The sequence below is a fragment of the Novosphingobium sp. PY1 genome, from assembly GCF_017312445.1.
In the GTDB taxonomy this organism is placed as follows: domain Bacteria; phylum Pseudomonadota; class Alphaproteobacteria; order Sphingomonadales; family Sphingomonadaceae; genus Novosphingobium.
The window spans coordinates 49,518-75,861 of the sequence record NZ_BLTI01000002.1 but is presented as its reverse complement, the minus strand read 5'-3'; the positions used below and the strand labels follow the sequence as shown (position 1 = coordinate 75,861).

Annotated in this window: 28 protein-coding genes and 1 tRNA gene; 11 read left to right on the top strand and 18 right to left on the bottom strand. The window is 64.2% G+C overall.

Annotated elements, in window-relative coordinates; translation table 11 throughout:
• Positions 1-3: 3 nt before the first annotated feature.
• The 7 genes from J3474_RS02910 to aspS all read right to left on the bottom strand — a co-directional run bounded on the left by J3474_RS02910 (position 4) and on the right by aspS (position 5,966).
• Positions 4-80: transfer RNA gene (locus J3474_RS02910), tRNA-Met, on the bottom strand.
• 96 nt (positions 81-176) lie between these two features.
• The gene (locus J3474_RS02905) at positions 177-665 is read right to left on the bottom strand and encodes a 2'-5' RNA ligase family protein (protein WP_376706509.1); all 489 of its coding nucleotides are present in this window, start codon (positions 663-665) and stop codon (positions 177-179) included.
• 120 nt (positions 666-785) lie between these two features.
• Positions 786-1,760, bottom strand: a complete 975-nt coding sequence (mltG, locus tag J3474_RS02900; protein ID WP_041558845.1) for an endolytic transglycosylase MltG — start codon at positions 1,758-1,760, stop codon at positions 786-788.
• 28 nt (positions 1,761-1,788) lie between these two features.
• Positions 1,789-3,051 (bottom strand): beta-ketoacyl-ACP synthase II, encoded by a 1,263-nt coding sequence (gene fabF, locus J3474_RS02895; RefSeq protein WP_207093049.1) that lies wholly within the window; start codon positions 3,049-3,051, stop codon positions 1,789-1,791.
• 172 nt (positions 3,052-3,223) lie between these two features.
• Positions 3,224-3,460 (bottom strand): acyl carrier protein, encoded by a 237-nt coding sequence (locus J3474_RS02890; protein WP_007013838.1) that lies wholly within the window; start codon positions 3,458-3,460, stop codon positions 3,224-3,226.
• Between the two features lie 88 nt (positions 3,461-3,548).
• A complete protein-coding gene (locus J3474_RS02885) occupies positions 3,549-3,974 on the bottom strand; it encodes a VOC family protein (RefSeq protein WP_242528165.1) in 426 nt (141 codons plus the stop codon).
• A 165-nt stretch (positions 3,975-4,139) separates the two neighbouring features.
• Positions 4,140-5,966 carry an aspartate--tRNA ligase gene (gene aspS, locus J3474_RS02880; RefSeq protein ID WP_013832712.1) on the bottom strand — a complete coding sequence of 609 codons (1,827 nt, stop codon included), beginning with the start codon at positions 5,964-5,966 and terminating at the stop codon, positions 4,140-4,142.
• Positions 5,967-6,181: 215 nt separating this feature from the next.
• On the opposite strand from aspS, the gene J3474_RS02875 reads away from it, so the two are divergent.
• The 3 genes from J3474_RS02875 (at position 6,182) to J3474_RS02865 (ending at position 9,454) form a co-directional block, all read left to right on the top strand.
• Complete coding sequence (locus J3474_RS02875) at positions 6,182-7,243, top strand: hypothetical protein (RefSeq protein ID WP_207093048.1); 1,062 nt, start codon at positions 6,182-6,184, stop codon at positions 7,241-7,243.
• Between the two features lie 73 nt (positions 7,244-7,316).
• Positions 7,317-8,561 (top strand): ribonuclease D, encoded by a 1,245-nt coding sequence (gene rnd / locus J3474_RS02870; protein WP_207093047.1) that lies wholly within the window; start codon positions 7,317-7,319, stop codon positions 8,559-8,561.
• Positions 8,558-9,454: a hydrogen peroxide-inducible genes activator gene (locus tag J3474_RS02865; protein WP_013832710.1), complete on the top strand. Its 897-nt coding sequence runs from the start codon at positions 8,558-8,560 to the stop codon at positions 9,452-9,454. Before rnd ends, J3474_RS02865 begins: the two co-directional genes overlap by 4 nt.
• Before the next feature lie 62 nt (positions 9,455-9,516).
• Here J3474_RS02865 and pgsA read toward each other — a convergent pair whose 3' ends face one another.
• Complete coding sequence (gene pgsA / locus J3474_RS02860; protein ID WP_013832709.1) at positions 9,517-10,110, bottom strand: CDP-diacylglycerol--glycerol-3-phosphate 3-phosphatidyltransferase; 594 nt, start codon at positions 10,108-10,110, stop codon at positions 9,517-9,519.
• 121 nt (positions 10,111-10,231) lie between these two features.
• Here pgsA and J3474_RS02855 point away from each other — a divergent pair, with 121 nt between their 5' ends.
• On the top strand, positions 10,232-11,545 hold the full coding sequence (locus J3474_RS02855) for an MFS transporter (protein WP_207093046.1): 1,314 nt from the start codon (positions 10,232-10,234) through the stop codon (positions 11,543-11,545).
• 30 nt (positions 11,546-11,575) lie between these two features.
• Here the strand turns inward: J3474_RS02855 and J3474_RS02850 are convergent, their stop codons facing one another.
• The 3 genes from J3474_RS02850 to J3474_RS02840 form a co-directional block, all read right to left on the bottom strand.
• On the bottom strand, positions 11,576-11,800 hold the full coding sequence (locus J3474_RS02850) for a hypothetical protein (RefSeq protein ID WP_007013831.1): 225 nt from the start codon (positions 11,798-11,800) through the stop codon (positions 11,576-11,578).
• Between the two features lie 176 nt (positions 11,801-11,976).
• The gene (locus tag J3474_RS02845) at positions 11,977-12,159 is read right to left on the bottom strand and encodes a CsbD family protein (protein ID WP_041558843.1); all 183 of its coding nucleotides are present in this window, start codon (positions 12,157-12,159) and stop codon (positions 11,977-11,979) included.
• A gap of 129 nt (positions 12,160-12,288) precedes the next feature.
• Positions 12,289-12,702, bottom strand: a complete 414-nt coding sequence (locus J3474_RS02840; RefSeq protein ID WP_013832706.1) for an EVE domain-containing protein — start codon at positions 12,700-12,702, stop codon at positions 12,289-12,291.
• Positions 12,703-12,781: 79 nt separating this feature from the next.
• Between J3474_RS02840 and J3474_RS02835 the strand changes: the two genes are divergently transcribed.
• The 7 genes from J3474_RS02835 to J3474_RS02805 all read left to right on the top strand — a co-directional run bounded on the left by J3474_RS02835 (position 12,782) and on the right by J3474_RS02805 (position 19,946).
• On the top strand, positions 12,782-13,717 hold the full coding sequence (locus tag J3474_RS02835) for an isopenicillin N synthase family oxygenase (RefSeq protein ID WP_013832705.1): 936 nt from the start codon (positions 12,782-12,784) through the stop codon (positions 13,715-13,717).
• A 132-nt stretch (positions 13,718-13,849) separates the two neighbouring features.
• Positions 13,850-15,559: a bifunctional diguanylate cyclase/phosphodiesterase gene (locus J3474_RS02830; RefSeq protein WP_242528164.1), complete on the top strand. Its 1,710-nt coding sequence runs from the start codon at positions 13,850-13,852 to the stop codon at positions 15,557-15,559.
• A gap of 62 nt (positions 15,560-15,621) precedes the next feature.
• Positions 15,622-16,455, top strand: coding sequence for a diaminopimelate epimerase (dapF, locus tag J3474_RS02825; protein WP_207093045.1), 834 nt, complete (start codon positions 15,622-15,624; stop codon positions 16,453-16,455).
• The gene (locus tag J3474_RS02820) at positions 16,452-17,630 is read left to right on the top strand and encodes a MiaB/RimO family radical SAM methylthiotransferase (protein ID WP_207093044.1); all 1,179 of its coding nucleotides are present in this window, start codon (positions 16,452-16,454) and stop codon (positions 17,628-17,630) included. The genes dapF and J3474_RS02820 overlap by 4 nt, the downstream gene beginning before the upstream one ends.
• A complete protein-coding gene (gene ftsY / locus J3474_RS02815; protein WP_207093043.1) occupies positions 17,627-18,565 on the top strand; it encodes a signal recognition particle-docking protein FtsY in 939 nt (312 codons plus the stop codon). The genes J3474_RS02820 and ftsY overlap by 4 nt, the downstream gene beginning before the upstream one ends.
• Positions 18,565-19,239 carry an inner membrane-spanning protein YciB gene (locus tag J3474_RS02810; protein WP_007013823.1) on the top strand — a complete coding sequence of 225 codons (675 nt, stop codon included), beginning with the start codon at positions 18,565-18,567 and terminating at the stop codon, positions 19,237-19,239. The genes ftsY and J3474_RS02810 overlap by 1 nt, the downstream gene beginning before the upstream one ends.
• Before the next feature lie 134 nt (positions 19,240-19,373).
• A complete protein-coding gene (locus J3474_RS02805; RefSeq protein WP_007013822.1) occupies positions 19,374-19,946 on the top strand; it encodes a urate hydroxylase PuuD in 573 nt (190 codons plus the stop codon).
• Between the two features lie 90 nt (positions 19,947-20,036).
• On the opposite strand, the gene J3474_RS02800 is transcribed toward J3474_RS02805, so the two are convergent.
• The 7 genes from J3474_RS02800 to J3474_RS02770 form a co-directional block, all read right to left on the bottom strand.
• Positions 20,037-22,004, bottom strand: a complete 1,968-nt coding sequence (locus J3474_RS02800) for a potassium transporter Kup (protein ID WP_013832701.1) — start codon at positions 22,002-22,004, stop codon at positions 20,037-20,039.
• Positions 22,005-22,105: 101 nt separating this feature from the next.
• Positions 22,106-22,771: a tetratricopeptide repeat protein gene (locus J3474_RS02795; RefSeq protein WP_207093042.1), complete on the bottom strand. Its 666-nt coding sequence runs from the start codon at positions 22,769-22,771 to the stop codon at positions 22,106-22,108.
• Positions 22,768-23,220, bottom strand: coding sequence for a cytochrome c-type biogenesis protein (locus tag J3474_RS02790; protein ID WP_207093041.1), 453 nt, complete (start codon positions 23,218-23,220; stop codon positions 22,768-22,770). Before J3474_RS02790 ends, J3474_RS02795 begins: the two co-directional genes overlap by 4 nt.
• On the bottom strand, positions 23,217-23,771 hold the full coding sequence (locus J3474_RS02785; protein ID WP_207093040.1) for a DsbE family thiol:disulfide interchange protein: 555 nt from the start codon (positions 23,769-23,771) through the stop codon (positions 23,217-23,219). The genes J3474_RS02790 and J3474_RS02785 overlap by 4 nt, the downstream gene beginning before the upstream one ends.
• The gene (locus J3474_RS02780; protein WP_207093039.1) at positions 23,768-25,714 is read right to left on the bottom strand and encodes a heme lyase CcmF/NrfE family subunit; all 1,947 of its coding nucleotides are present in this window, start codon (positions 25,712-25,714) and stop codon (positions 23,768-23,770) included. The genes J3474_RS02785 and J3474_RS02780 overlap by 4 nt, the downstream gene beginning before the upstream one ends.
• Positions 25,711-26,163 carry a cytochrome c maturation protein CcmE gene (gene ccmE, locus J3474_RS02775; protein WP_007013816.1) on the bottom strand — a complete coding sequence of 151 codons (453 nt, stop codon included), beginning with the start codon at positions 26,161-26,163 and terminating at the stop codon, positions 25,711-25,713. The genes J3474_RS02780 and ccmE overlap by 4 nt, the downstream gene beginning before the upstream one ends.
• Positions 26,163-26,306 (bottom strand): hypothetical protein, encoded by a 144-nt coding sequence (locus tag J3474_RS02770; protein ID WP_007013815.1) that lies wholly within the window; start codon positions 26,304-26,306, stop codon positions 26,163-26,165. Before J3474_RS02770 ends, ccmE begins: the two co-directional genes overlap by 1 nt.
• Positions 26,307-26,344: the final 38 nt, after the last annotated feature.

Below are 26,344 nucleotides of genomic sequence, written 5' to 3'. Positions count from 1 at the left end.
GGTTGGTAGCGGAGGAGGGACTCGAACCCCCGACACGCGGATTATGATTCCGCTGCTCTAACCGGCTGAGCTACTCCGCCATACCATGTGGCCTGTTCCGGCCGCCCCGGTTTGCCCGGTGCAGGCCGCGTCCTTTAGGGGGGAGGTTGGGATCGGTCAACACCTGAAATGACGAATTATCCGCGAAAAGGAATCGTCCTGATTTCGCGCCACAAGCCGTCTTCCCAGGCGTAGAGGCCGAAGCCGCGAAAACGGAATGGAACAGGCTTCAGTTGCGGCGCCAGTTCGGCCTGCAGCGCCCGTGCCTCCTCAGCCGTCACCTTGTTCTGGATCGTGATGTGAAGCCGCAATGGCCTTGCGTCCTGGCTGGTCAACAGACCGTGCATGCGCTCGGCGATCACGCCATGCAATTCGACGATCTCAGGCGCTTCGACTGCAAGGGCAGTGCCGTGCCCGAGCTTCATCAGGCCGGTCATGCGCGCGGGCGGTGGCGGGCTTGCGGCGAGGTCCTTGAGGACCTGCACAAGCTCCTCCTCCACAGAGGCCGGCAGAGCATGGAACAGCGTGACATGAGCCCGCAGGCGATTGCGTTCAGGCGGGTAGTGGGCGCGGCGCAGGCCATCGGCCCATGAGAGGACGTCGCCCGGGAGTTCGGCCGTGACCAGCAGGGGCGCGCCGGGCTTGCGCTCGGGACTAAGGGCTTGTCCGGGCAGATTCGCGCCGATGGTGGCCTCCTCGGGTTGCGCGCCGTCAGCGGCGCGGCGGGCAACCTAGCGCATCAGGCGTCAGAGTTCACCGCGCTGGCGACGGATCGCGAACCACTTCTTCACGTTGTCGTTATGCTCGGCCAAAGTCGCGGCGAAAGCATGACCCCCGGTACCGTCCGCAACCATGTAGAGCGCATCGGTCCTCGCCGGATGCAGGACAGCCTCGATCGAAGCGCGGCCGGGATTGGTGATCGGATGCCTGGGCAGGCCGACCATCGTGTAGGTATTGTAGTCGTTGACCGCCTGGATTTCCGACTGGAGGATGCGGCGGCCCAGCGGCTTGCCCCTGGTGATCGGGTAGATGATCGTCGGGTCCGCCTGCAAGAGCATGCCTTCGCGCAGCCGATTGGAATAGAGGCCGGCGACCATGCGCCGCTCGGAGGCCTTGCCGGTCTCCTTCTCGACGATCGAGGCGAGGATCAGAGCTTCCTCGGGCGTCTTCACCACAAGGTCCTTGCCGCGCTTGCCCCACTCCTCCTTGAGCGTGCGGGTCATCGCGGCCTGCATGCGGCGCAGAACGTCCTCCCGGCTGTCGCCCGACTGATAGGCATAGCTGTCGGGCAGCACCGAGCCCTCTTCGGGCACCGGTACTTCCCCGGTCAGTTCCGGCGTCGCCATCAGCCGCTCCTGCACCATGATCGAGGGCATGCCCTCGGGGATGGTGACATAGCGGCGGATCACGTCATCGCTGGTGATGATGCCGAGCACCCGCGAGGGGCTGGCATGGGCGGGGATGGCGAACTCGCCGGCCTTGATGGCGCCGCCGCCGCCGAAGATCCGCGCACGCAGCGCGAAGCCGGAAGCGGAACGGATCACGCCCTGCTCTTCCAGCCTTTCCGCAACTGCCGTCAGGCTGGCGCCCGCAGGCACGATGAAGTTGCGGTCCTTCTCCAGAGGGCCGGAACCGAACCAGCCGCCCAGGAAGCTCCAGAGAGCCAGGAGGACGGCCGCGGCAAGCACCGCGGCCAGAATCCATCCGCGCCGGGACATCATCGGCCCGTCCGCTCCATCGGCTATCGCCTCAGTCGATCTTGCGCATCACCAGGCTGGCGTTGGTGCCGCCGAACCCGAAGCTGTTGTTGAGCACGGCGCGCACTTCGCGCTTCTTCGCGGTGTGTGGCACGAGGTCGACGCCCTGGCAGCTCTCGCTCGGGTTATCGAGGTTGAGGGTCGGCGGCACGATCTGGTCGCGCAGTGCGAGGATGCAGAAGATCGATTCCACCGCGCCAGCACCGCCAAGCAGGTGCCCGATCGCCGACTTGGTCGAGCTCATCGAGACATCGTTGATGGCATCGCCGAAGAGGCGGCGCACCGCGCCAAGTTCGAGCTCGTCGCCAAGCGGGGTCGAGGTGCCGTGGGCATTGATGTAGTCGATGTCCTTGGGCTCGACGCCGGCCTTGCGCAGCGCCATCGCCATCGAGCGGTATGCACCCGAGCCTTCGGGATGCGGCGCGGTGACGTGGTAGGCATCGCCCGAAAGACCGTAGCCGATCACTTCGGCGTAGATCTTGGCACCGCGGGCCTTTGCGTGCTCGTACTCCTCGAGCACGACGACGCCGGCGCCCTCACCCATGACGAAGCCGTCGCGGGCCTGATCGTAAGGGCGGCTGGCCTTGCTCGGATCGTCGTTGAAATTGGTCGAGAGCGCACGGGCCTGCGCAAAGCCGGCAATGCCGATCGGACAGATGGTGCTTTCCGCGCCGCCCGCCAGCATGATGTTGGCATCGCCGTCCTTGATCATGCGCGCCGCGTCGCCGATCGAATGGGCGCCGGTCGAGCAGGCGGTGACGACCGCGTGGTTTGGGCCCATCAGGCCGTACTTGATCGAGACCTGACCCGAGATCAGGTTGATCAGGCGGCCGTGGACGAAGTGCGGCGAGACGCGGCTCGGGCCCTTCTCGGCCAGCACGAGCGATTCGCTTTCGATGCCCGGCAGGCCGCCGATGCCAGAACCGATCGAGCAGCCGGCCATGAGGCGGGTTTCCTCATCCATGTCGGCAAGACCGGCGTCTTCGATCGCCTGGCCCGCGGCATCGATGCCGAAGACGATGAAGGGATCGACCTGACGCTGGACCTTGTGGTCGACGCGCTTGTTGGCGTCGAAGCCATATTCATGATCGGCCGGCTTCACTTCGCAGGCGATACGGCATTTCTGGTCCGAGGCATCGAACTTGGTGATCGGCCCAGCGCCGCTCTTGCCGGCGAGGATATTGGCCCAGGTGGTCTCAACATCGGCACCCAGCGGGGTGACAAGACCAAGTCCGGTAACGACGACGCGACGCATTCATGCTCTCCAAAAATGCAGTTGGCCGGTAATGCATCTGGCCAGGGAAATTCAGTTGGCCGAAACGGCAACAGGCCCGCCCCTTAGAGGTCGAGCCTGTCGATATCAATCCGGGTTCCGGCATCCCGCCCCCTGACATCAGTCAGGGAAGCGGCGAAACCGAAGGACTGGCTCAGCCCTTGTTTTCTTCGATGTACTTGATCGCATCGGAAACGGTGCTGATCTTTTCAGCAGCATCGTCCGGGATCTCAACGCCGAACTCTTCTTCGAAGGCCATGACCAGCTCGACGATGTCGAGGCTGTCTGCGCCCAGGTCGTCGATGAAGCTTGCTTCTTCGGTCACCTTGTCGGCTTCGACGCCGAGGTGCTCAACGACGATCTTCTTAACCCGATCGGCGGTATCGCTCATTTGAATAGACCCCTTCTCAATCCGGAGGATAAAATCTCGAAAGTCGCCCTAATGACAACGAGTCGAGCTGGCAAGCCTCCCGCTGAACTTAGGAGGATGTCGGCAAGGTGACATACCCCCTGTTATCCACTGTCCAGGCGGGATTCCAGGCAATTTCCCAGGCATGGCCGTCCGGGTCGGCCACATAACCGCGATAGCCGCCATGGGGCGGGCTGTCCGCCTTGCGCAGCAGCGATGCTCCGGCTGCGACGAGCCGCGCAATGGCATCATCTACGGCCTGCGCGCTCTCGACGTTGTGCGCCAGGGCGAAACTGCCCGAACCCGATGCCTTGCGCTGCATGTCCCCGTCGAGGTCGCCGCGCCCCCAGATCCCGAAGACGAACCCGTTCATCCGGAAGAAGGCGACGTCGTCCATCTCGAACGCCGGCTCCCAGCCGAACCCTTCGCGATAGAAAGCCTTGGCCCGGACCATGTCGGCGACGCCAAGCGTGATAAGCGCAATCTGCTGCTGCATTGTACAAGCTCCAACCTCGGGCGCAGCAACCATCGCCGCACCTGCAAGGCCATGGGGCTCGCCGGATGGCTGCCTGGTCACGCATGCCCCGGATGCAGGCCAGAGCGAATGCGCGGGCCGGCTCAACCGGAGCCGGCCTACCCATTTCAGGCAGACATCAGTCTATCAGCCTGCGTCGGGCGCGACAACGTGGCCCGGCGTGGCAACGGCGGGCTTCACCGCATCGACGACGCGCAGGTGCAGTTCGCGAAGCTGCTTCAGCTCGGCCGGTGACGGCGCGCCCATCAGCAGGTCTTCGGCGCGCTGGTTCATCGGGAACAGCGTGACTTCGCGCAGGTTCTGCGCGCCGCACAGGAGCATGACGATGCGGTCGACACCGGCCGCCATGCCGCCATGCGGCGGCGCGCCATACTGGAATGCGCGGTAGAGGCCGCCGAAACGATCCTCGACGTCCTGCTTCGACAGGCCGACCTTCTCGAAAGCCGCAACCATCAGCTCAGGGCTCTGGTTACGGATCGAGCCGGAAGCGATCTCGTAGCCGTTGCACACGAGATCGTACTGGAACGCCTTGATCGTGAGCGGGTCCTGCGAGGTCAGCGCTTCCATGCCGCCCTGCGGCATCGAGAACGGGTTGTGCGCGAAGTCGACCTTCTTGTTGTCCTCGTCCCATTCGAAGAACGGGAAGTCGACGATCCAGCACAGCTCGAAGCGGTCCTTGTCGATCAGGTCGAGCTGCTCGGCGACGCGGGTGCGGGCGAGACCGGCGAGCTTGGCCGCCTGCTCTTCCTTGCCGGCAGCGAAGAACACGCCGTCGTTGGGACCAAGGCCCAGTGCCTCGATCAGCGCCGCGGTCTTGTCCTCGCCATGGTTCTTGGCAATCGGGCCGCCGGGGACGCCGTCCTTGATGTTGATGTAGCCCAGGCCCGAGAAGCCTTCGCCGCGGGCCCAGTTGTTCATCTCGTCGAAGAACTTGCGGCTGCCAGCGCCCGCGCCCGGCGCCGGGACCGCGCGGATCGTACCGCCGTTCTCGACGATACCCGCGAAGATGCCGAAGCCCGAGCCCTTGAAGTGCTCGGTCACGTCCTTGATGACGATCGGATTGCGCAGGTCCGGCTTGTCCGAACCGTAGTCCAGCATCGCCTGGGCATAGGGAATGCGGCGGAATTCACCCGAGGGGGTGACCGGCTTGCCCTTGGCGAACTCGGCAAAGACGCCCTGGATCACCGGCTCCATCGTTTCCCAGATTTCCTCCTGGGTAACGAAGCTCATCTCGAGGTCGAGCTGGTAGAACTCGCCCGGCAGGCGGTCGGCGCGCGGGTCCTCATCGCGAAAGCACGGCGCGATCTGGAAGTAGCGGTCGAATCCGGCAACCATCAGCAGTTGCTTGTACTGCTGCGGCGCCTGCGGGAGCGCGTAGAACTTGCCGGCGTGAATGCGGCTGGGCACGAGGAAGTCGCGCGCGCCTTCGGGCGAGGACGCAGTGAGGATCGGCGTCGAGTACTCGGTGAAGCCGATGCCTTCCATGCGGCGACGCATGTCCGAGATGATCCTGGTGCGCGTCACGATGTTGGCGTGCAGCGTCTCGCGGCGCAAGTCGAGGAAGCGATACTTGAGGCGGATGTCCTCCGGATACTCCTGCTCACCGGCGACCGGCATCGGCAGTTCCTCGGCCTTCGACAGCACCGTGGCGCTGCGCGCATAGACCTCGATCTCGCCGGTCGGCAGGTTCGGGTTCACCGTTGCCTCGGTGCGCGCCTTCACGTTGCCCTCGATGGTCACGACGCTTTCGAGACGCAGCGAATCGAGAATTTCAAGCGCGGGGCTATCCGCATCGGTCACCACCTGGGTGATGCCGTAATGGTCGCGCAGGTCCACGAAGAGAACGCCGCCGTGGTCACGCTTGCGATGCACCCAGCCGGACAGGCGGACGGTCTGGCCGACATCGGCCGCAGTCAGGGCGCCGCAAGTGTGGGAGCGATAGGGATGGGTCATGGCGTTGTCGCGCTTCTTCTCAAGAAAACTGGTTGCAAGCGCAGCCCCCTAGAGGACTGCCGCCACGATTTCCAGATGGCGTTTGCCCTGAGCCGATTTCCGCCCTCGCCCGCAGGCCCCAAGATGCCGGGGCGTTACCCGAAATTAATCTCGTAACCCGAAATAAACGATTGCACTTCTATCTGCGATCCTACGGGTCATCAGGAGAGAATAACATGCTGGCCGAAATCACGATCGACGGAATGGTCGATGAGGAATTCCGCCATGCCATCGAGGTCCTGTTGCGCGAAGGCCAGGCCGAACAGGCGGAAACCTGGCTGCGAAGCCGAATCGCCCTGGTCAGCGGCCCGGGACTTCCCCTGCCCGAACGTTTCCCGCAGATCACCTCCGCAGACCTCCTGATCACGGGATGGGAAGACATCGCCGGACGACTGGCGCACCTGGACGCGCTGGGCGCGCCGATCACCGCCATCGGCATCGACCTCAGCGACCCGGGCCACATCGGCCTCTCGCCCGACCCTTCCGGCCTGATGCCGCCGCACGTCGAGACGCATTACTACAGCGATGACGCCTGGCCTTTCTCGCGCAGCGACCGCGCTTCGCTCCTGGGCGGCTACGTCGGCGCCGCAAGCCGCTGGGCGGATCGATTTGTCGAAGTGGACGACACGATCGGCATTGCCGGCATCGACGATCTCTACGGCGCAGTTTTCGCGCTCGAGCAGCGCTGCCGTCCCGGCGGCGACGCCAGCGAAGAGGAACGCCGCGCCTATATGCTGGGCGCCAGCTTCATCGCCGTCCTTGCCCATATCGCCGTCCGCGACACGGCCATGCGCGAAGGCCTGCCACGCCCCATGGCAGTGCTGGTCGGCAGCAACGAATCCTATCCTTTCGTCGCGGCTCCCGCCATGGCCGCGCCCGATGCCTTCGTCTGCGAGCCGGCGCTGCAGCCTGCGCCGATTGCCGGCCCCGTCGCCGATACTACCGGACCCGGCCATGGCAGCTTCGCGCCCGCGACGTACCAGCCAGCGACCGGCCCTGCGGAACCTTTCGAGGACCACCGCCCACTCGAGGAAACCGCCGCTCTTCTGGAGCTTCGCGAACTCGCAGATCCCGGCGCCGATCCGGGCCTCGAACCCGAAGGATGGGAACCCCCGGAAGTCCCGGCGCACACCACCGGAACGCAGTTGCGCAGGCGAATCGTCACTCCTGAAAGTATCGCCGAACTCGAAGCCTTGGAAAAACCGAGCCTCTTTCAGAGACTATTTCGTCGCAAATAGTGGGGGAGCCTTCCCCTAAACCTTATCCGAGAGCGTTGATCCTGCGTCCTGTTAGGCGTAACGCCGCTGTTCAATGATCATTCATCCGCTCATAACCCAGACCGAAGATCTCGCTGCCCTGTGTGAACGACTGGCAAAATCCGATTTCGTCAGCGTCGACACCGAATTCATGCGCGAGAACACCTATTGGCCCGAACTCTGCCTCGTGCAGATCGCCAATACGGAGGAAGCTGCCGCGATAGATCCGATGGCCGAAGGCCTCGACCTGTCGCCGCTGCTCGACCTGCTGACCGACAACGAGGAAGTCCTGAAGGTCTTCCACGCCGGCGGCCAGGACGTCGAGATCATCTTCAACGCCACCGGTCGCACCCCGCACCCGATCTTCGACACCCAGATCGCGATGATGGCGATCAGCCAGTCGGAGCAGATCGGCTATTCCAACCTGGTCGAATCCTGGCTTGGCCTGACGATCGACAAGGGTGCGCGCTTCACCGACTGGTCGCGCCGCCCGCTCACCGAGCGGCAGATCGAATATGCCATCGGCGACGTCACCCACCTTTCCAAGATCTTCCCGAAGATCCTCAAGCGCCTGATCAAGACCGGGCGCGGGGCCTGGCTCAACCAGGAAATGGAAAAGCTCGCCGATCCGGACAATTACCGCAACGATCCCACCCAGGCCTGGAAGCGGATCAAGGCGGCAGGGCGCAACCCGGCCATGCTCGGCCGCCTCAAGGCGATCGCCGAATGGCGCGAGCATGAAGCGCAGGGCAAGAACATCCCGCGCGGCCGCATCGCCCGCGACGAAACCCTCGCCGACCTGGCCAACCACCCGCCCAAGCAGCAGTCGGACCTCGCCAAGGTGCGCGGCCTGTCGCAAGGCTGGAAGGACAACGAAATCGGCAAGCGCCTGATGGCAACGATCGCCAGGGCCCAGCCGCTTCCCGACGACGAGATGCCGCCGCGCGCACCGCGCGGGGCTCCTCTCGGCAAGGAAGGCGCCCTCGTGGCAGACCTGCTCAAGCTGCTGGTCAAGATCCGCGCGCGCGAAATCGACGTGGCCGCCCGCTTGCTTACACGCAGCGATGAACTCGAACTGCTCGCAGCGGGCGTGCGCAAGAACCTGCCGATCCTGCAGGGCTGGCGCTACGAGGTCTTCGGCAAGGATGCACTGGACCTGGTAGAGGGCAAGCTGGCCTTCGCGGTCGAGAACGGCAGGCTCAAGATGACCCACGTCGATGACGAGGTGCCGCAGGAAGCGGCCGCGGAAACCGGCGAGATGGCGACGGCGGAGGACGAAGGCGGCCAGGCCACCGGATGACCGTCTACCAGCCCACGCTCAAGCAGCTGCAGTATCTCGTGGCCTTGCACGAGCATGGGCACTTCGGACGCGCAGCCGAGGCCTGCTTCGTGTCGCAATCGACGCTTTCGGCAGGCCTGCGCGATCTTGAGACGCTGCTGGACGTGACGCTGGTCGAGCGCACCAAGCGCGCGGTGCGCTTCACCCCGCTGGGCAATGCCGTCGTCGCCAAGGCCCACCGCATCCTGCGCGAGACCGAGGAGCTTTCCGAACTCGTCCAGTCGAGCGGAAAGCCGCTCTCGGGGGAAGTGCGCATGAGCGTTATCCCGACGATAGCGCCCTTTCTCCTGCCCCGGATGCTGCCCCGCCTGCGCCGCGAAAGGCCCAACCTCAAGCTGTTCCTGCGCGAGGAGCCCAGTGCGGCCGCAATGGAATCGCTCCACCACGGCCGGGCCGACTGCGTGCTGCTGGCCCTGCCCTACGCAACTGGCGAAGTGGAGAAGGAGACGATCGAACTCGACGCCTTCTACGTCGCCTTTCCGCACGACGACCCGCGCAATCCGCCCGAGGAAGTCGCTCCCGACGTCATCGACGAGAACCGGCTCTTGCTGCTCGAGGACGGGCATTGCCTCAAGGACCATGCGCTGGCTGCCTGCAATCGCCCGGAGCTGCGTGCCAGCGCAACGATGATCGGTACCAGCCTGCACACGCTCGTGCAGATGGTCGATAACGGCCTCGGGCTTACGATGCTGCCGGAGATGGCGCTCGACGCAGGCATCCTCAACGGCACCAACGTCGTGGCCCGCCCTCTCGTCTCGCCCAATGCCAACCGCGAGATCGCGCTCGTATGGCGCAGGAATTCCCCGCGTTCGGACGAATTCCGGATGCTGGCGGACGAGTTGCGGGCGGGATAGTCCTCCCGGAATGCCCTTTGCGATAACGCGTATGGCGACGACGGCCTGATCGGCCCGCCGCATCAGTCCATGTGCTTGAGGCCGACGCGCATGTAGTCCCAGCCGGTGATGATCGTCAGCGCCGCTGCCGCCCAGAGCGTCGTCAGGCCCACGGTATGCGGCAGGTTGATCGCGATTCCGGCGAAGGGCACGTTCCACCAGGGCATCGCTCCGCCGAGAATCAGCGCGCCGAGCGAAACCATCTGGAAAGTCGTCTTCCACTTGGCCAGCTTGCTGACCGGAACCGAAACCTGCAGCGGCCCGAGAAATTCGCGCAGGCCCGAGACGGCGATTTCGCGCACGAGAATGATCAGGCCGGCGATGACGTGCATGTCACCCACATAGGGGCCGCGCAGGATGCCCTGCGCCGTCAGCACGAGGATGACCGCAGCCACCATGATCTTGTCGGCGATCGGGTCGAGGAAGATCCCCAGCTTCGAGACCGTCCCGCTCGAGCGCGCGAGATACCCATCGAAATAATCGGTTATGCCCATGAGGCAGTAGAGCCCGAAGGCCAGGCCGTATCCGAACTCCCAATTCGGCCACCACAAGAGAAATGCCAGAAGCGGCACAGTCAGGATGCGGGACAGCGTGAGGAGATTCGGCAATGTGAGCATTCAGGCAATGCCCATAGCCGGTAACGCAGGGAGGAATAAAGTGCCGATCAGGGGTTGTGCCCCTCGCCCACCGCTTTAAGTGTCCGCGCACCAGAATTTGAGGCCGGTTACAGATCAACAGATGACAACGACGTCAAAACTCATCCGGGCCCGACGTTTCCTGCCGCTGTTCGTGACCCAGCTTCTCGGCGCGTTCAATGACAACCTGTTCAAGAACGCGATGGTTCTTTACGTGGTCTACAGCGTCTACAACTCCGAGGCCGACGAGGCCCGCTTCAGCGCTTTGGCCTCGGCGATCTTCATCATTCCCTTCTTCGCGCTTTCCGCCCTGTCCGGCCAACTCGCCGACATGCGCGACAAGGCGAAGATCATCCGCATCATCAAGTTCTGCGAAATCCTGATCATGCTGGTGGGCGGAGCCGGACTGGCGCTCGCCTGGCAGGGCATCGGCCTGCACACCATTGCGATTCCGCTGATGCTGGTCGCACTTTTCGCGATGGGCATTCACTCGACCTTCTTCGGCCCGATCAAGTACGCCATCCTCCCGCAGCACCTGCGCGATGGCGAAGTGCTCGCCGGCACCGGCCTCGTAGAGGCGGGGACCTACATCGCAGTCCTGGCCGGAACCATCGTCGCCGGCTGGATCAGTGTCGATGCCGCGGCGATCAGCGTCTTCGTGGTCGCCTGCATCGGCTATATCGCCGGGCGGCAGGTCCCGTCCGCTCCGCCGATGTGCAAGCCCGAACCGCTCGACTTCCATATCTGGCGCTCCTCGATCCAGCTCGTGCGCACGACGATGCAGGACAAGCGGGTGTTCCTGGCAATCTGCGCGATCAGCTTCTTCTGGGCGATCGGCACTGTCCTGTTCATCCAGTTCCCGCCGCTTGCCAAGAATATCCTGGCGGCCAGCAAGGAAGTCGCCAGCCTGTTCCTCGTGATGTTCTCGGTCGGCGTCGCCATCGGGTCGATTGCGATCAACGCCCTGCTCAAGGGCACGGTCTCGGCCCGCTTTTCACCGCTCTCGGTGATCGGCATGGGCCTGTTCCTCTTCGCGTTCGAAACCGTCTGCAGCGCTTGGACGTCTCACGGCGCACCGGGCGAACTGATGGACGTGGCGACCTTCCTCTCGCAGCCGCTGGCAGTGCCGCTGTTGCTGACGCTGCTCGGCATCGCCGTGTGCGGCGGCATGTTCGTCGTACCGCTCTATGCCTTCCTGACCACTTTCGTGGACAAGTCGCAGACCGCGCGCACGGTGGCCGCCAACAATATCGTCAATTCCGGCGCAATGGTGGTGGGCTCGCTACTCACCGGCCTGCTGACCCTGCTCGGGCTCGCGATCGTACAGCAATTGCTCGTCGTGGCGCTGTGCTGCGTTGCTTCAGCCTGGCTCGGCTACCTGCTGTTTCGCGCAGAAAAGGCCGCAGAAGCGGCCTGACATCAATCCCTTTCCCGGGAAGATCTGCCCTCAGGCGATAAAGACGAGCATCGCGACGAGCGATGCGCAGTAGGCCTGCAGGAAGCTCTGCCAGTCCCCGCCCGTCATCTTCCAGCGCAACCTGGCAAGGGCATTGTCCTGTTGCACCTCCTGATCCAGCGGCGCCAGGCGCACATGGGCAGGAAGCGAGCGCCGGAACGGATGCCGGGCGGCTTCATCGGTCAGGACAAGGGCGCGTCGCTTCATGGCTTTCATGAAGCGGAAATTAAGACTTTGTTTACTTTTTCCGCAAGCCGCTTGTCGCGCCCCTCCCAAAACGGGACGGCGCGCGCGAGTTTGAGCAAGCCCGGCACAGCGCATTGGCGTACAACGCAAAAGGGCCGCCTTGCGGCAGCCCTTCAACCGGTTTCCTTGCGGAACCTGCATGCGACCTAGACCTTGTCGCCCAAAGCGCCCTTCACCTTGCCCTTCAGGTTCTGCATCTCGCCCTTCTTTTCCTGGGCCTTGCCTTCTGCTTCGAGTGAAGGATCATTGCGGGATTCGCCAGCAGCCTGCTTGATGTTGCCGGCTATTTCGTTAGCGAGGCCCTTGGCCTTGTCCTTGAGTTCACCCATAAAATTATCTCCTTGTTTCAGCGGAAGAAATTTCCCACCGTCACTAGGAAAGAACGGGCAGGCAGGACATCCGGTTCCCGCAGCGCGCCCGGCCGTGGCTGAGACGCGACCAATCATCCGGATGCGCGGTCAGCCCTCCGACCTGGCGATAAGGTAGTCCCATTCCTCGGGCGTGATCGCTGCGACCGAAAGCCGCGAGAGCTTGACCAGCTCGATCTCCGCCAGTTCGGGATCGGCCTTGATTTCCTTGAGCGTGACCGGCTTCTTCAACTTGCGAACCGGCTTGACCTTCACGGCCGCCCACTTGCCTTCCGGATCGGTGGGATCGGCAATCCCCGCTTCGCTGATCGTGACGATGCCGACGATCTCCTTGCCGATGTTCGAATGGTAGAAGAACGCCTCGTCGCCCACTTCCATCGTACGCAGGTTGTTCGCCGCGCGATGGTTGCGCACGCCGTCCCAGGTGCCTTCGCCCTCTGCGACGAGGTCATCCCAGCCGTATGCGTCGGGTTCTGACTTCATCAGCCAGTAGCGCTTCGCCATCTTTTGCCTTTCCGTTTCGACTAAAGTCCAGAAACAAATTAGGTAGGCCGCATAACGATTCACTACGGAATGCACCACTATGGACCTTGCCGAAATCCCCGTCCTCAGTCTCGACGCCGACCGCGAAGCCCTGCCCGGGCTCATCGGCGAGAGCTTTCGGACTTTCGGTTTCGCCATGGTGCGCGATCACGGTATCGCCCCGGATCTGATCGAGCGGGCCTGGGACCTGACCCGAGAGTTCTTCGCGCTGCCGGTCGAAACCAAGATGCACTACTTCAAGGCCGGCCAGGGCGGGGCGCGCGGCTACACGCCGTTTCGCACCGAAGTCGCCAAGGGCGCGACGGAGAAAGACCTCAAGGAATTCTGGCACATCGGGCGCGACCTGCCTGACGGTTCACCGCTCGCCTCAACCATGCCGCCCAACATCTGGCCTGCGGAAATCGAGGACTTCCAGAAAACCTTCACCCGGCTCTACGCGGCTTTCGACAGGGTCGGCGCCGAACTGCTCTCGGCGATCGCCATCGACCTCGGCCTCGATGCGCGCTGGTTCGACCATGCCATCGAGAACGGCAACTCAGTCCTGCGCCTGCTGCACTACCCCCCGGTCAGCCGCGATGCGGGTGGTGCAATCCGGGCCGGCGCGCATGAGGACATCAACCTCATTACCCTGTTGCTCGGCGCGGAGGAGGCAGGCCTCGAACTGCTTGGCAAGAATGGCCAGTGGCTTTCGGTGGCGCCGCCCGAAGGGGCGATGGTGGTCAATATCGGCGACATGCTGCAGCGCCTGACCAACCATGTCCTGCCCTCGACCACGCACCGCGTGCGCAATCCCGCAGGGGACCGCAGCACGCACAGTCGCTACTCAATGCCGTTCTTCCTGCACTTGCGCAGCGATTTCCCCTTCGTCACCCTGCCCCAGTGCGTCACTGCGGAAAACCCGGATCGCTATCCGCAAGTAATCACTGCCGACGACTATCTGCAAGAGCGTCTGCGTGAAATCGGACTTATCGCATGATAACAGGAAGTTGAGAGACCTTGATCGGGCACGGTGACAAGGCCCCTCCACGACAATAACGGCAGGCTTTACGGAAATTTCAGCTTAACCCGGTAAACGTCCCAGGACATTCCAGCTCCGGGGGGATTTTCGGTGACAGCAACCAAGGTGGCAGACATTCAGGACGTCTGCGCCGATCAAGCGGATGACCGTCAGATCGACGTCGTCGCGCTCGGCATTGTCACCGCCGCGATCCTCCTGTTCGTCGCGACAGGTAGTGAAGTCGGTCCCGCTGTCGTGCGCTCGATCCTCGAGCGCGGGCCCGGACCGGACAACTTCATCCTCAATGCCTTCCTGCTCAACATCGCGATCATCATCTTCGGCTGGAGCCGCTACCGCCAGCTTTGCGACGAGATCAAGCTGCGCAAGCGCGCCGAACGGCAGGCCCGCCTGCTGGCCGAGACCGATCCGCTGACCGGCTATCTCAATCGCCGCAGCTTCAACACCGGTGTCGCCAAGTTGCTCGCCGACAATCAGGTTGAGGATCGCGCGGTCGTCCTGATGATGATCGACCTCGACAACTTCAAGCAGATCAACGACTACAACGGCCACAAGACCGGCGATCTCCTGCTGCAGGAGTGCGCGCGCCGGATTTCGGCAAGCCTGCCACAACAGGCCGTCATCGGCCGGATCGGCGGTGACGAATTCGCCGTCGCCCTCGCCTTCGACACGGGCCGCGACGAATTCCTCGATCAGGTCGCCGAATCCCTCGTCGACCGGATGAGCCGCCCGATCGCCATCGACACGCTGCTGCTCGAAGTGACCGCTTCGGTCGGGCTCGCCCGTTCCGACCTGCTGGGCATCGACGACGAATTGCCCGATGCCCGCACACTACTCGAACGCGCCGACATCGCGATGTACCATGCCAAGCGCCGCGGCCGGAACAGCTATTACTGGTTCGAAGCCCAGATGGCCGACGAGATGCGCTTTCGCAGCGAGATCGAACACGGCATCCGGCAGGGCATCCCGCGCCAGGAATTCGTACCCTTCTACGAACAGCAGATCGAGTTGCAGACCGGCAAACTGATCGGTTTCGAGATGCTCGCGCGCTGGGATTCGCCCAAGTTCGGCATCGTCGCACCGGACCTGTTCATTCCCATCGCCGAAGAGATCGGCGCGATTGCCGACCTGTCGGAAAGCGTGATCTCGCAGGCACTCGAAGATGCCAAGACCTGGGACGACCATCTCACCCTCTCGGTCAACATCTCGCCAATGCAGCTGCGCGACCCCTGGTTCGCCCAGAAGCTGATCAAGCTACTGATCGAGGCGAAGTTTCCGCCGCACAGGCTGGAGATCGAAATCACCGAATCCTGCCTGCACCAGAACATCGCCCAGGTCCGTTCGCTGATCACCAGTCTCAAGAACCAGGGTATCAAGGTCAGCCTCGACGATTTCGGCACCGGCTACAGCTCGCTCGCACAGCTGCGCAGCCTGCCCTTCGACCGCATCAAGATCGACCGCAGTTTCGTATCCAGCCTTGTCGACAACAAGGACAGCGCCGCCATCGTCAATGCCATCGCCCAGCTCGGCAAGGGGCTGGACATGCCGATCACTGCCGAAGGCATCGAAAACGGCGCGGTCCTCGAGCGGCTGATGGAATTCGGTAGCATTACCGGGCAGGGATATTACTATGGCAGGCCGCAGCCAGCCCGTGAGGTCAGCGAATGGCTGGGCGGCATCGAACTGATCGCCAACCGCCAGTTCCTCGAAAGCGAACTGCCGCAGCTACGCCGCGGCGCTGCGCAGGCGGACACGCAGGACACGCCTGTCGATCCCGCAATCAAGCCCGCAAAGCGCGCCTGATCGGCTCCTTTTCGACGCATCACCACTGGACCTGAGGCCCGCCAACGCATAGATCGCGCGCCATGCGGATCGAATTCACCAAGATGCATGGGCTGGGCAACGACTTCATCGTGCTGGACGCGCGGGAGCGCGCCCTGCCGCCGATCGACTCCGCTGCCGCATCTGCCCTTGCCGACCGCCACACCGGCATCGGCTGCGACCAGCTGATCCTGCTTGAGCCCTCTTCCGAGGGGGATTTCCGCATGCGCATCTTCAATGCCGACGGCAGCGAAGTGGAGGCATGCGGCAATGCCACCCGCGCGGTCGGCCTGCTGCACGGCCAGCCGGCCCGGATCGAGACGCTGGGCGGCCTGCTCCACGCCTCCCCAAGCGACAGCGGCATTTCCGTCGAAATGGGCAAGCCCCGCTTCGACTGGGACCGCATTCCGCTTGCCTATGCGATGGACACCCATTCCATGCCGGTCGGCTGGGATGAGCTGACCGATCCCATCGCCGTCAACGTCGGCAATCCGCACGTCATCTTCTTCGTCACCGATCCCTATTCAGTCGATATGAACCGGCTTGGCCCGCTGATCGAGACCGACCCGCTGTTCCCAGAGAGGATCAACGTCAATGTCGCTGCAGTGACCGCACGCGACGCGATGACCCTGCGCGTTTGGGAACGCGGCGCCGGCCTTACCCGCGCCTGCGGCACCGGCGCCTGCGCGACAGCCATCGGAGCGATGAAGCGCGGCCTGGTCGATCGCCGCGTCACCGTGACCCTTCCCGGCGGGCCGCTCGTCATCGAATGGCGCGAGGACGGCGAGATCGTCATGACCGGTCCGGCGACCGAGAGCTTCCGCGGCTCGTTCGATCCGGCCGATTACGGGATGCCTGCGGGCGGGACCGGGGTTTGACGGTCGAAGTCCATTCCCTCGGCTGCCGCCTCAACATCGCGGAAAGCGAATCCCTGCGCGGCCTGCTCGGCGAAGCGCAGGATCTTGTCGTGATCAATTCCTGCGCCGTGACGGCCGAAGCGGTGCGCCAGACCCGGCAAGCGATCCGCCGCGCCCGCCGCGCACGGCCCGACGCGCGCCTGATCGTCACCGGCTGCGCCGCCGAAGTGGAGCGCGAGATGCTGGGGCAGATGCCCGAGGTGGACGGCCTCGTCGCCAACACCGCCAAGCTCGATCCACGCGCCTGGAACGTGCCTGCTGCCCCGCCCCTTCGCGCAAAGGGCGGCTACACGCGCGGCTTCGTGCAGGTGCAGAACGGCTGCGACCATGCCTGCACCTTCTGCGTGATCCCGCAAGGGCGTGGCCCGAGCCGTTCGCGCAGCGTGGCCGAAGTGATCGAAGACATCGCCGTGCATGTCGATGAGGGAGTGGGCGAGATCGTACTTACCGGCGTCGACCTTACCTCCTGGGGCAGCGACCTGCCCGGCGCTACGCGACTGGGTGCGCTGTGCGAAGCGATCCTGGCCCGCTTCGCCGCCCTGCCCCGCCTGCGCCTGTCCTCGATCGACGGCGCGGAAGTGGACCCCAGCCTGTTCGAGCTGCTTGCGCATGAACCGCGCATGATGCCGCATGTGCATCTTTCGCTACAACATGGCGACGACCTCATCCTCAAGCGGATGAAGCGGCGCCACAGCCGCGCCGATGCCATCGCGCTTGTCGAAGGGCTGCGGGCCCACCGCGGCGATCTTGCCGTGGGCGCGGACATCATCGCCGGATTCCCTACCGAAGACGAAGCCGCGCACGCCAACAGCCTCTCGATCGTCGAAAGCCTGCAGATCGTGCACGGGCACGTCTTCCCCTATTCACAGCGACCGGGTACCCCGGCCGCTCGCATGCCGCAGGTCAGCGCGCCGCTGATCAAGGCCCGTGCCGCGGAACTGCGTGCGGCCATCACCCGCCAGCGCGACACTTGGCTGGAAGGCCTTGTCGGCAAGGCGCTGACGGTGCTTGCCGAGAAAGGCGGGACCGGCCATGCCGAGAACTTCGCGACCGTGCGCCTTCCCGAGGGCACGCAGCCCGGCGCACTGCTACGCATCACGCCTGGAAAGGCAGTCGAAGGAATACTGGAAGTATGAGTGACGAAGGCGCCCCCAACGACGCCTGGTCCGAACGCCTCTTCGGAGGCTTTCGCAAGACCTCCGAACGGCTGACCGGCAACCTCGCCGGTATCGTCGGCAAGACCCGCCTGGACGATGGCCAGCTCGACGACATCGAGGACGCCCTGATCATGTCGGACCTCGGCCCGCGCGCCGCGGCCCGCATCCGCGACCGGCTCGCCGAAGAACGCTTCGAGCGCGACGCCGATGAGCGCGCGATCATGGAAGTCGTCGCGCGTGAGATCGCCGACATCCTGCGCCCTGTCGCAAGGCCGCTCGACGTGGTGGCTTTCCCGCGTCCGCAGGTGATCCTCGTGATCGGCGTCAACGGATCGGGCAAGACCACGACGATCGCCAAGCTGGCGCACCTGTTCCAGGAACAGGACTATTCGGTCATGCTGGCAGCGGGCGATACCTTCCGTGCCGCAGCCATCGGCCAGCTTGGCGTCTGGGCCGAACGGCTGGGCGTTCCCATCGTCAAGGGCCCCGAAGGCGGCGATCCGGCTTCCGTCGTGTTCGATGCGGTCAAGGCTGCGACCGACCAGGGCATTGACGCGCTGATTGTCGACACCGCAGGACGCCTGCAGAACAAGCGCGAACTGATGGACGAGCTGGCCAAGATCCGCCGCGTGCTGGGCCGCCTCAACCCCGAGGCCCCGCACGACGTGGTCCTGGTGCTCGATGCCACCAACGGTCAGAACGCGCTGTCGCAGATCGAGATCTTCAAGGAAGTCGCGGGCGTCTCCGGCCTGATCATGACCAAGCTGGACGGCACTGCACGCGGCGGCGTCCTCGTCGCAGCGGCCGAGCAATACGGGCTTCCCATCCATGCCATCGGCGTCGGTGAAAAGATCGACGACCTGCGCCCCTTCAACCCGGACCTCGTGGCCCAGGTTATCGCCGGAATCGCCTGATGACCCAAGCATCCCCCGCCAAGGCCGAGGAAAAGCCGCGCAGCTCCTGGCTCAATCTCGTGGTCGACTACGGACCGCTGCTGATCTTCTTCCTTGCCTACCGGCACTATTCACCGGCTGACAGCGAGGACAGCATCGCCACTGTAGCCGCCGTCATCAAGGGCACGCTGGCCTTCATGGCTGCCACCGTGATCGCCCTCGTCGTCTCCAAGTGGCGGCTGGGCCATATCTCGCCGATGCTCTGGCTGACGACGGTGCTGATCGTAGGCTTCGGCGCGCTGACCGTGATCTTCCACGATCCGCTGTGGATCATGATCAAGCCAACCGCGGTTTACCTGATGTTCTCCGGGGTACTCTTCATCGGGCTTTGGCGCGGCAAGCCGATGCTCAAGTATCTTCTGCAGTCAGCCTTCGAGGGTCTGGACGAGACCGGCTGGATGAAACTCTCGCGCAATTGGGCGTGGTTCTTCCTGTTCCTGGCCGTCCTCAACACCGCGCTCGTCTATGCCAAGCATATCGGGGTCATCACTTTCGATACGTGGCTGCAGGCCAAGCTCTGGGGTTTCACGGTGATTTCCTTCCTCTTCACTTTCTCGCAGCTGCCCATGGTGCTCAGGCACGGCATGGGCGAAACCGCGAAGGAAGAGCTGATCGAGAATCCCCCGCACGACTGAGCCTGCGTGGAGGTTCTCCTCCCCATCCCATGATTTCATGTGACAAGCCGTGCCGGAATCGCGATAGTGCGTTGCCGGTCGCTGACTAACGCCAACAGCAGGGGGGCCGGCGCAAGAACATAAAGGGGGATGCAATGGCGAAACTGTTCGGAAACCTGAATCTCGTCCTGGGTGTAGGTATCGCGCTCGCGATCCTGATCATGCTGGCCTTCGCGCCATACTCACCGGTCAATCTCAATTCGGTCTTCCGCTGGCTCCACGTCTTTTTCGGGATCCTGTGGATCGGCCTGCTCTACTATCTCAACTTCGTGCAAGTGCCGCTGATGCCGTCGATCCCGGCGGAGCAGAAAGGCGCGGTCACCGGGCACATCGCGCCCAAGGTGCTATTCTACTTCCGCTATGCGGCGCTGTTCACGGTCATCACCGGGCTCGTCGTCGCGTGGGCCAGCGGCTACCTCGTCCAGGCGCTCAGCTTCGCGGGCGTTGGAGCCGTCGCGCTGATCGGCGTGGGCATGTGGATGGCCCTCGTCATGGCCTTCAACGTCTGGTTCATCATCTGGCCCGCCCAGAAGAAGATCCTGGGCATCGTGGAAGCCAGCGCCGAGGAGAAAGCCGCCGCCGCGCCGCGCGCGCTGATTGCCAGCCGTCTCAACACGCTGCTGTCGATTCCGATGATCTACTGCATGGTCAGCGCCAACCTCGGCTGATCGGTCACCGGAAACGCAAAGGGCGGGCCTGCCTTCGCAGCAGGTCCGCCCTTTTTGCTGTCCTCTCAAGAGGGAAGACGGACCGCGCAATCAGATCTCGAGCTGGCTGCCCAGTTCGACGACGCGGTTGGTCGGCAGGCGGAAGAACTCCATCGCACTGGCCGCATTGCGCATCATCCAGGCGAAGAGCTTTTCGCGCCAGATTGCCATGCCCGGCTTGGCCGCCGGAAGCAGCGTCTGACGGGAGAGGAAGAAGCTGGTCTTCATCATCTCGAACGGAGCGCCGCAGATCTGGGTATTGGCCAGCGCTACGGGGATATCGGTCTCTTCCATGAAGCCATAGCGCAGCGTCAGGCGATAGAAGCCCTGCCCGAGGTCCGAAACCTCGTAGCGCTCGCTTGCCTCGACATAGGGCACATCGGCCACTTCGACGGTCAGCACGACAACGCGCTCATGCAGCACCTTGTTGTGCTTGATGTTGTGCAGCAGCGCCGAAGGCACGCCGACATTGCTCGATGCCATGAAGATCGCCGTACCCGGTACGCGCGCGGCGCTGCCGTGCGCGCTCTTGGCGAAGACGTTGAGCGGCAAGGCGGCCTCGGTCATGCGCAGGCGCATGAGGCGGCGGCCCTTGTTCCAGGTCGTCAGCAGCGTGAAGGCAATACCGCCGATCAGCAGCGGGAACCAGCCGCCATCCGCGATCTTGGTCGCGTTCGCAGCGAAGTAGGCGCCATCGACGATGAAGAATGTAACGATGACCGGGATCGCCAGCCACAGCTTCCAGCGCCACAGCACGATCAGCAACACCGTCATCAGGCAGGTGTCGATGAGCATCGCGCCGGTAACCGCGATACCGTAGGCCGAAGCGAGGTTCGACGAGTTCTGGAAGACGAGGACCAGCACGATCACGCCGGTCATCAGCGCCCAGTTCACGAAGGGAATGTAGATCTGCCCAACTTCGTGCTCGCTGGTGTGGCGGGTCGAGAGGCGCGGGATGAAGCCAAGCTGCATCGCCTGGTGGGTGATCGAGAACGCACCCGAGATCACCGCCTGGCTGGCGATGAACGTCGCGCAGGTGGCCAGGATGACGAGCGGCAGGCGCAGGTATTCCGGCGCGAGGTTGAAGAACGGGTTCTCCATCGCCTCTGCCGCCGAAGCATCGTCCAGGCCGAGAATCATCGCCGCCTGGCCGAAGTAGTTGATCAGCAGGCAGGGCATTACGAAGCCGAACCACGACATGCGCATCGGGCCGCGCCCGAAGTGGCCCATGTCCGAATAGAGCGCTTCCGCGCCGGTCACGGCCAGCACGACCGAGCCGAGAGCCAGGAAGCCGAGCATCTTGTCGGTCAGGAAGAACTGGATCGCGTACCACGGGTTCAGGGCGACGAGCACGCCGGGCATCTGCACGAGGTGATAGATGCCCAGGATCGCCAGGACCGAGAAATAGATCACCATGACGGGCGCGAAGAGCGCTCCCACCTTGGCCGTCCCGCTTTTCTGCAGAACGAACAGGCCAATCAGCAGGACCAGCGCAATCGGCAGGACGAGCGGCGCCAGGCGCGATTCGACGACTGTCAGGCCTTCGACCGCCGAGAGCACCGAAACCGCCGGGGTAATCATCGAGTCGCCGTAGAACAGCGAGGTCGCAAAGACGCCCAGCAGCACGACAAGACCGCCGTATCGCGATTTCTTGATGTGACCGGAAATCAGCGCGACGAGGGCGAGGCTGCCGCCCTGCCCCTTGTTGTCCGCGCGCATCAGGATGCCCACGTACTGGATCGATACGACCAGCGTCATCGACCAGAAGATCAGGCTGACGACGCCCAGAATGTGCAATTCGTCGATGGCCAGCGGGTGCGGGCCGACGAAAGTTTCACGAAAGGCGTAGATCGGGCTGGTACCGATGTCTCCAAAAACGACGCCGATCGCCCCGAAGGCGAGCTTGGCGACGTTGTTGGAACCATGACCATGGCCCCCGGGGACTGGATGCGCGGAAGACATCGCCGGATTGATTACCGACGGGGTTTCAGCACCACGACCCGATTGTTCATCACTCATTCCTGCGCCCCGTCATGGACTGGATAAGCCATCTCGCAGCTGCGGCAAGGGGTGGCCGTTAGCAGCATGCAGAGACCCAAGCAACGATACTTAAATCAGGCTCAGGGGGTTGACTGACCCGAAGAGGGACCTTGCCCACCCGATTGTCCGGCAAGGAACGCCTCCAGCTTGGACAGCTGATCCGCCAGAGGCGCGCGCCAGGGAGCATCCTCGGGCGCGCGTTCGAGCAGGTCGGACCACAGCTGGCGGGCCTCGGCGTAGCGACCAGACTGGGCGAAAGCGAGGCCCAGGAAGAACGGCGGCCCCGGTGCATCCGGATCCGACAGGGCCGCCTTGCGGAAGGCATAGAGCGCCGCGGGCGTCAGCAGCCCATCGGCATGGGAGACCAGCGCGTTGCCCATTGCCAGCCATGCCTCGGTGTTCTTGGGATCCGCATCGACCGCACCGCGCAGAACCTCGGCAGCATCGCCGTAACGGCCGTTTCGCGCCAGTCCGTCGGCAATCACCACCCATCGATCGCTCGGCGGCAGACTGCTGTCGCTGACCTTTCCGCGCGCATCGACCATCGCCGCTGCGTCCTTGGAGACCTGCTCGGACGCCGCCTTGGGCGCAGCGGGCAGGCCCGGGCTTGCCTGCGAAGCGTAACCGGCAATGCCCAGGACGAGCGCGGCGGCGATCGCTTCCCAGCCGCTGCGCGGCGCCTTGAGGACAAAGGCAATGCCTATGAAGGCGACCACCGCCAGAACGACGACGAGGACCCAGGTCATTGTTCCCCTCCCCTGCGAAAGCGCCGGCGCAGCAACAGCACGGCCAGCAGGATGAGAAAGGCAGGCACGGCAAAGAGCGGCCAGGTGAGGCTGGTCAATTGCGGTGCGTAGCTGACGTAATCGCCGTAACGTTCGATCAGCCAGCCGCGAATCGCCTCGGGATCTTCGCCTGCAGCGATCCGTTCCCGCACGAGCGAGCGCATCGAACCGGCAATTGGCGCATCCGAATCGGCAATGGACTGTCCCTGGCACTGCAGGCAGCGCAGCGTCTCCATCAGCGCCTGCGCTTTCTCCTCCTTGGCCGGGTCTTCCAGCTGGCGATAGGCATAAGGCGCGGTCGAATGCTCTTCCTGCGCCATGGCCGGCCCAGCGCACAGCAGGCCCAGAGCGGCCACGATCACCGCGAACAGGCGGTGGGGCGGGCGAAGACAGACTGGCAGGCGGCTCACTGCGCGGTCTCCTTCAGCTTGTCGAGAATCATCGGGATATGTTCGGGACGGATTTCGCCGATGTGCTGGTAGCGAATCACGCCCTTGCCATCGATCACGTAAGTCTCCGGCACGCCAGAGGAGCCGAGCGCGAGCTGGACCTTGCCGTCATCATCGGCACCGATTCGCTGGAACGGATCGCCGTGTTCGGCAAGGAAACCCTGCAGCGCCTCGGTCGTGTCACGTACGGAGATGCCTTCGATCGGCACACCTGCCCTGGCCAGTGCCGCCAGTTGCGGTGCCTCGACGCGGCACGGCAGGCACCAGCTGGCAAAGATGTTCACGAGATGCGGCGAGCCATTGGCGAATTGCCGACTGTCGAGCCCGGGTCGACCGGGCAATGCCGGCGGAAGCTGGAACTCGGGCATGGGCTTGCCGACCAGCGTGCTGGCCACGTTGCGGTCCGCCGGACGATAGAGCCCGATCATGACGAGCGCGACGAAGGCCACGAACAGCACCAGGGGCAGCCAGATCGCCCACTTGGGGGCCTTGGGAGGCGTTGGCTCGCTCATCGGCCCTGACTCTCGCGCCTGTCGGCAATCTTGTCACGCGCGATGAGGCGGCGCAGGTCGCTCTTCACGCGGCCGATCAGGGCCAGCACACCGCCCAGGGCAATCAGCAGACCCCCCAGCCAGATCAGGGTGACAAAGGGTTTCCACCACAGGCGAAGCTGCCATCGACCGTCTTCCGCTTCCCCGCCCAGAACCGAGTAAAGCTGCCCGTTCCAGCGCGTCAGCAGCGAAGATTCGCTGGTCTGTTGCGGGGGCGCCCAAAAGCTGCGCGACTGCGGCCGGGCGATGACCGGGTCCGAATCCTTGTACCGCACCTTCAGTTCCGCCTCGAGCGCGGTCCAGTTGGGGCCGGCCACCGGTTCGACCCGTTCGAGGCGAACAAGCCACGGACCGACCTGCGTCGTCTCGCCGGGCCTCACCGCAACCAGCTTCTCGACCGAGAAGGCGCTCTCGCTGCTCATGCCGAACAGCGCCACGGCAATCCCGAAGTGCGCGATCACCATACCCCACACCGGTAGCGGCGTGCGGCGCAGGTTGCGTTCGCGCAGCGGCATCAGGCTTGCCCAGGCAAGCCCTGCGGCCAGCGCCAGGCCGATGACCGGCAGGAATGCGACACCGCCAACGACCAGCAGCGCAATCACACCTGCCGCAACCAGCATGGCGGGAATCACCAACCGCTTGCCGACCCGGGAGAAGGCATCGCGCCGCCAGCGAAGCAGCGGACCGACCGCCAGGACCATCAGCATCGGCACGGCGAACAGGGCGCTCATCGGGTTGAAGTACGGCGGCCCTACCGAGACCTTGGCGCCCATGGCCTCGGCCACCAGCGGATAGAGTGTCCCGAACAGGACGATGCCGAGAATCGCCGAAAGCATCACGTTATTGAACACCAGCGCGCCCTCGCGGCTGACGACGGCGAAGCGTTCGCCCTCGGTCACGGTCGCGGCGCGCAAGGCGAAAAGCGTGAGCGCCCCGCCGATGTTGATCGCCAGAAGCGCGAGGATGAATGTCCCGCGCTCGGGGTCGACGGCAAAGGCATGGACGCTGGTGAGAATGCCCGAGCGCACCAGGAAGGTGCCGATCATCGACATCGAGAAAGCCACGACGCCCAGCATGATCGTCCAGGCGCGCAAGGCATTGCGCGCAGCGAGAACGCTGGCCGAATGCAGCAGCGCGGTCGCCGCCAGCCAGGGCATGAGCGAGGCGTTCTCGACCGGATCCCAGAACCACCAGCCGCCCCAGCCCAGTTCGTAATAGGCCCAGTAGGAACCGGCGGTGATACCCACCGTCAGGAAAATCCAGGCACCCATCACCCATGGGCGCATGGCGCGGGCGAAGGCCGGCCCGACCTCACGCGTGACCAGCGCGCCGATTGCGAAGCTGAAGGCCACCGAAAGGCCGACATAGCCGAGGTAGAGCGTGGGCGGATGGAACGCGAGGCCGAGGTCCTGCAGCAGCGGATTGAGGCCGTTGCCTTCAGCCGGAACCGGCGAGAGGCGTTCGAACGGGTTCGAGGCGATCAGCAGGAAGGCATAGAAGCCGAGGCTGACGAAGGCCTGTCCGGCCAGCGTTGCCAGCATCGTCGGCTCGGGCAGGCGCCTCTCGATCAACGCAACGAAACCGCCCGCCATGCCCATGACCGTGACCCACAGGAGCATCGAGCCCTCGTGGTTGCCCCAGGCACCGGCGATCTTGAAGACCAGCGGCTTCATCGAATGCGAGTTCATCGCCACCAGCTTCACCGACAGGTCGGTGACGGCAAAGACGTAGATCAGGCACAGGAACGAGACGAGCGCGAGCAGCCCCTGCACGACCGCGACCGGGCGCACGACGCCGCCCAGCGCTTCGCCGCGCCGGGTCAGGCCAAGCGCACCGGCAACGAGCTGCAGCGCGGCGAGCGCGGCGGCAAGCCAGAGCGCGGCGAGTCCGAATTCCGCGATCACTGCGTTTCCGCCACGATCTTGTCGGCCTGCGCTGCAGTCATCTCCTGCATCTCGCGCGGGACGTAGTTCTCGTCATGCTTGGCCAGCAGGTTGTCGGCAATGAAAGTCCCGTCCTTGCCCATCCGGCCTTCGGCGACGACACCCGACCCTTCGACGAAGAGCGAGGGGACGATGCCCTTGAAAGTCACCGGCACGCGCGCCTTCCCATCCTCGACGACAAAGGCGATGGTCACACCGTCGCCCTCGGTCTTGAGCGAGCCCTTCTCGACCATGCCGCCAAGGCGCACGGCGCGGTCGGGCGCTGGCGGACTGGCGACAATCTCGTTCGGGACATAGAAATAGCTCGCCTGATTGCGCAGCGCCCAGGCCGCGAGCAGGCCAGCGCCAATCAGCACGACCAGCGCAAGGACGAGGAGGACCAGCCTCTGGTGTTTCGCTTTCACGGCCATCAGCGCTGCCCTCGCGCCTTGTCGCGGCGGGCCTCGGCCCGCTTCATCGAGATCAGCGACCAGGCAATCATCGCAAGCGTCGCCCCGACGCCGACGGCGTAGGACGCGATCACGAAAGTCCAGGCATCCATAGCCTCGCGCATCAGATAATTGCCTCGCTCATCCCGTAAATGCCGCTTGT

Coding starts and splice junctions, on each gene's coding strand:
- J3474_RS02855 (WP_207093046.1), top strand. CDS start 10,232: ATGACAACGACGTCAAAACTCATCCGGGCCCGACGTTTCCTGCCGCTG.
- ftsY (WP_207093043.1), top strand. CDS start 17,627: ATGAGTGACGAAGGCGCCCCCAACGACGCCTGGTCCGAACGCCTCTTC.
- J3474_RS02795 (WP_207093042.1), bottom strand. CDS start 22,771: ATGACCTGGGTCCTCGTCGTCGTTCTGGCGGTGGTCGCCTTCATAGGC.
- J3474_RS02865 (WP_013832710.1), top strand. CDS start 8,558: ATGACCGTCTACCAGCCCACGCTCAAGCAGCTGCAGTATCTCGTGGCC.
- J3474_RS02785 (WP_207093040.1), bottom strand. CDS start 23,771: ATGAGCGAGCCAACGCCTCCCAAGGCCCCCAAGTGGGCGATCTGGCTG.
- J3474_RS02770 (WP_007013815.1), bottom strand. CDS start 26,306: ATGCGCGAGGCTATGGATGCCTGGACTTTCGTGATCGCGTCCTACGCC.
- J3474_RS02890 (WP_007013838.1), bottom strand. CDS start 3,460: ATGAGCGATACCGCCGATCGGGTTAAGAAGATCGTCGTTGAGCACCTC.
- dapF (WP_207093045.1), top strand. CDS start 15,622: ATGCGGATCGAATTCACCAAGATGCATGGGCTGGGCAACGACTTCATC.
- ccmE (WP_007013816.1), bottom strand. CDS start 26,163: ATGGCCGTGAAAGCGAAACACCAGAGGCTGGTCCTCCTCGTCCTTGCG.
- pgsA (WP_013832709.1), bottom strand. CDS start 10,110: ATGCTCACATTGCCGAATCTCCTCACGCTGTCCCGCATCCTGACTGTG.
- J3474_RS02885 (WP_242528165.1), bottom strand. CDS start 3,974: ATGCAGCAGCAGATTGCGCTTATCACGCTTGGCGTCGCCGACATGGTC.
- rnd (WP_207093047.1), top strand. CDS start 7,317: ATGATCATTCATCCGCTCATAACCCAGACCGAAGATCTCGCTGCCCTG.
- J3474_RS02845 (WP_041558843.1), bottom strand. CDS start 12,159: ATGGGTGAACTCAAGGACAAGGCCAAGGGCCTCGCTAACGAAATAGCC.
- J3474_RS02835 (WP_013832705.1), top strand. CDS start 12,782: ATGGACCTTGCCGAAATCCCCGTCCTCAGTCTCGACGCCGACCGCGAA.
- J3474_RS02805 (WP_007013822.1), top strand. CDS start 19,374: ATGGCGAAACTGTTCGGAAACCTGAATCTCGTCCTGGGTGTAGGTATC.
- aspS (WP_013832712.1), bottom strand. CDS start 5,966: ATGACCCATCCCTATCGCTCCCACACTTGCGGCGCCCTGACTGCGGCC.
- mltG (WP_041558845.1), bottom strand. CDS start 1,760: ATGATGTCCCGGCGCGGATGGATTCTGGCCGCGGTGCTTGCCGCGGCC.
- J3474_RS02850 (WP_007013831.1), bottom strand. CDS start 11,800: ATGAAAGCCATGAAGCGACGCGCCCTTGTCCTGACCGATGAAGCCGCC.
- fabF (WP_207093049.1), bottom strand. CDS start 3,051: ATGCGTCGCGTCGTCGTTACCGGACTTGGTCTTGTCACCCCGCTGGGT.
- J3474_RS02810 (WP_007013823.1), top strand. CDS start 18,565: ATGACCCAAGCATCCCCCGCCAAGGCCGAGGAAAAGCCGCGCAGCTCC.
- J3474_RS02800 (WP_013832701.1), bottom strand. CDS start 22,004: ATGAGTGATGAACAATCGGGTCGTGGTGCTGAAACCCCGTCGGTAATC.
- J3474_RS02875 (WP_207093048.1), top strand. CDS start 6,182: ATGCTGGCCGAAATCACGATCGACGGAATGGTCGATGAGGAATTCCGC.
- J3474_RS02840 (WP_013832706.1), bottom strand. CDS start 12,702: ATGGCGAAGCGCTACTGGCTGATGAAGTCAGAACCCGACGCATACGGC.